Here is a 3,453-nt window from a genome sequence, read left to right on the forward strand (position 1 = left end):
CTCCAAACCTCTCCCCTACCAGGGGAGAGGCTTTAAAACCCCCATTCCCTTGTAGGGAAGGGGGGAAGGGGGGTTAGGTTTTTGGAGATTATGGGTTTCATATAATACTTTTCAAACAACCTCTTAACATTTTTCCGATCAAAACCAGGTATAAACATCTAAAAACCCGATCAAGGTTGACCGGGTTCTAGTGAATTTGCAGGTTTCAAATGATTAAAGTAAGTAAGTGATTGTAAGTTACTAAGGGTGGACTTTCTAAAACGCAAACACAGCATCTCTACGTCTTTCCGCTCTGGGATTTGGCTTCGCCATCTTATCTAAAGTTTGGCTAGTTGCCACTTTATGATCAATAATGCTGTACTTGTGGGGCTAATGACGGGGGACACTAGATCAATTGCCCTTTCTCTTAGTTGGTTTCTTCTTAACTTGGTGTCCTATGGATTTAATATATCATTTCATTTTGGATGTGGAATATGTTCTTTACATTTATTAACAAATAGGTGGAAAGGAAGAAGAGTAAAATAAAATCGATATTTACCGTTATTCAAAATTACAAACTGTTGTAAAATGTCGTCAGAATTCCCAATTGGTAGTAAAGTCCGTGTGGTATCATTGCCACCTTATGTCAAAACCGCTGACCCAATGCCTATGTTACGTCCTGCTGATGTAATTTATGTTGGTGAAGAAGGTATAGTTCTTGACCGTCGCCCTGGTGGTTATTGGGGTATACGCTTGACTAGAGGCGCTTTTCTTATAGATAGCCAATACATTGAGAGTATCGAAAAACCACCAGAAAACCAGTCAGATTCAGAATAGCGGCTAACAAGAATGTAAACTTATATTAAGTTATATTTCTGGTGAAGACTATGATTTCGCGCCGCACTTTTATTAGCATTCTATTTGCCACTTGCTTGGCTGTTATCAATTGGTTGAATTTTACCCCTCCTGCTCAAGCTTTAGGTGGTATATTACCGGCAATTGATCAACCTGCACCTGAATTTACCTTACCAACTAATACGGGGAATGGTGAGGTTTCCCTGGCTGATTTCCAGGGTAAGTGGGTGGTTCTCTATTTCTACCCGAAAGATTTTACTTCCGGTTGTACTATTGAAGCAAGGCGGTTTCAGCAAGATCTACCTAAGTACATTGAGAAAAATACTGAAATTATTGGTATCAGTGCTGATGATATTGATTCCCATGCAGAATTTTGTGATTCAGAAGGGTTAAAATTTCCTTTGTTAGCTGATACTAAGGGTGAAGTTAGTAAAGCTTATGGTTCTTGGATAGGTGTTGTCTCTATGCGCCATAGTTTTATTATTGATCCTCAAGGGATATTAAGAACAACTTTTGTGGGAGTTAATCCGAGTATTCACAGTACGGAAGTTTTAGCAAAGTTAACAAAATTGCAATCTGCTGTTTTTTAAAATAAGTTTTCACTCTGTCTCTCTGCGGTGAAAAGGTTTTTTATCTAACCACAGAGGCACAGAGAACACAGAGAGAAAGAGGTTATACTAAATTAAGATGAAGCTCCATAGAATAAGATTTCAAAAATAATTAAACGCAGATAAACGCAGATAAACGCAGATGAATTTATGAATTTATGAATTTTATTGGAGTGCTAATTTTTTGATATGAATCATGATCCTTATATTGTTAAACCAGGTGATCAAATTTCTTTGGTAAAGGACTATAACCCAGGTTATAAATGTGAGTTTCACCAAAAAGGTGATGCGGTGAAAAAATTAAAGGCAGGTATTTTACAATTAGCGAAATATCAAGATATTCTTTATGCTCAAAATACCTATTCTTTATTGATTATTTTTCAAGCAATGGATGCTGCTGGTAAAGATAGTACCATTAAACACGTGATGTCTGGCGTGAATCCTCAAGGATGTCAGGTATTTAGTTTTAAATCACCGAGTGAAGAAGAGCTAGATCATGATTATTTATGGCGTTCGATGAAGTCTTTGCCAGAAAGGGGAAGAATTGGCATTTTTAATCGTTCATATTATGAAGAATTACTCATAGTCCGTGTCCATCCAGAAATTCTTAAAAAACAACAATTACCCAATTTTCCTCAAGATAATCATATATGGAAACAGCGATTTGAGGAAATTAATAATTTTGAAAAATACTTGTTCAATAATGGGGTAATTGTCCTCAAGTTTTTTCTAAATGTTTCAAAATCGGTGCAAAAAAGACGGTTTTTAGAACGGATTGAATCACCGGATAAAAATTGGAAACTTTCTGTTAGTGATGTTCGGGAAAGGGCTTTTTGGGATGATTATATGGATGCCTATGAGCAGGTTTTTAACCATACAAGTACAGAATTTGCACCTTGGTATATTGTTCCTGCTGATCGTAAATGGTTTACACGCTTAGTGGTAGCAGATATTATTTGCCAAAAATTGCAGGAATTAAATTTGCAATATCCGCAAATGAGTGAAGAACATAAACAGCAATTATTAGCAGCCAAAAAAACTTTAGAAGCAGAAAATTAGTGAATTAAAAGATCCTCTGTAGAGACGTTCCATGGGTAGGGATTCTCGGCTCTACATTTTTGTCCCCAAATGCTTATTTGGAAAGTTCTATACGTCTGTGGATACAGGGAATGAGTTGAAAATTTTGATATTTTAAGGATGGGGGAAACTATAATCTTCAAGATAAATATGCCAAATCTTCCTAACTTTGATATTGTGGCTTTAGCGGCTTCTGCTGGTGGGTTAACGGCGTTAATTGAGGTACTTTCACATTTACCCGCAGATTTCAAAGCAGCAATTGTGATTGTTCAACATTTAGATCCTCGTCATCCATCTCTCATGGCAGAAATTCTCAGTCGTCGGACTCCATTGACAGTAAAACAGGCAAAGGAAGGAGACAAACTCACACCCGGGACTGTTTATATTGCTCCTCCTAATAATCATTTGTTGGTGAATAGTGATGGTACAGCCTCTTTATCGCAGTCGGAAATGGTGCATTTTCTCCGTCCTTCGGCAGATTTATTGTTTGAATCTCTGGCTGGAAGTTATAAAGAAAGAGCGATCGCTGTTGTCCTCACAGGAACCGGCAGTGATGGGGCAATGGGAGTAGAAGCAATTCAAAAAATGGGTGGGACGGTAATTGCCCAAGATGAAAAAAGCGCTGAATTTCCAGGAATGCCGTCCGCAGCAATTAAGACTGGGAATGTAGATTTTATCCTGCCTTTAGCAGAAATTTCTTCAGCTTTGCTAACTTTGGTGATGCCTCATCCTGATTTGTAATCTATTACCAATTTAGTTTATTACAAAAAATTGACTATAATAACATAGATACCCGACTTCTTTGAGAAGTCGAGTATCTGGGGGGATATGGTGATTCTGTATTTCTATAACGTAGTTCATTTATTAGAGGATGTTTTAAAAGTTTTTAATGTGTAAACAGACCCCTCTCCAAACCTCTCCCCTACCAGGGGAG

The 3,453-nt window shown here is 37.5% G+C and carries 4 protein-coding genes; all 4 read left to right on the plus strand.

Annotated elements, in window-relative coordinates:
- The first annotated feature begins 567 nt into the window (after nt 1-567).
- The 4 genes from sipA to PN450_RS11655 all read left to right on the plus strand — a co-directional run bounded on the left by sipA (nt 568) and on the right by PN450_RS11655 (nt 3,260).
- Nucleotides 568-816 carry a regulatory protein SipA gene (gene sipA, locus PN450_RS11640; protein ID WP_271821755.1) on the plus strand — a complete coding sequence of 83 codons (249 nt, stop codon included), beginning with the start codon at nt 568-570 and terminating at the stop codon, nt 814-816.
- 50 nt (nt 817-866) lie between these two features.
- Complete coding sequence (locus PN450_RS11645; RefSeq protein WP_271836427.1) at nt 867-1,424, plus strand: peroxiredoxin; 558 nt, start codon at nt 867-869, stop codon at nt 1,422-1,424.
- Between the two features lie 207 nt (nt 1,425-1,631).
- Complete coding sequence (locus tag PN450_RS11650) at nt 1,632-2,501, plus strand: polyphosphate kinase 2 family protein (RefSeq protein WP_271836428.1); 870 nt, start codon at nt 1,632-1,634, stop codon at nt 2,499-2,501.
- Between the two features lie 168 nt (nt 2,502-2,669).
- On the plus strand, nt 2,670-3,260 hold the full coding sequence (locus PN450_RS11655) for a chemotaxis protein CheB (RefSeq protein ID WP_235081823.1): 591 nt from the start codon (nt 2,670-2,672) through the stop codon (nt 3,258-3,260).
- The last annotated feature ends 193 nt before the right edge of the window (nt 3,261-3,453 follow it).

The organism is Dolichospermum lemmermannii CS-548 (assembly GCF_028330815.1).
Lineage (GTDB): Bacteria > Cyanobacteriota > Cyanobacteriia > Cyanobacteriales > Nostocaceae > Dolichospermum > Dolichospermum lemmermannii.

Coding starts and splice junctions, on each gene's coding strand:
- PN450_RS11645 (WP_271836427.1), top strand. CDS start 867: ATGATTTCGCGCCGCACTTTTATTAGCATTCTATTTGCCACTTGCTTG.
- PN450_RS11655 (WP_235081823.1), top strand. CDS start 2,670: ATGCCAAATCTTCCTAACTTTGATATTGTGGCTTTAGCGGCTTCTGCT.
- sipA (WP_271821755.1), top strand. CDS start 568: ATGTCGTCAGAATTCCCAATTGGTAGTAAAGTCCGTGTGGTATCATTG.
- PN450_RS11650 (WP_271836428.1), top strand. CDS start 1,632: ATGAATCATGATCCTTATATTGTTAAACCAGGTGATCAAATTTCTTTG.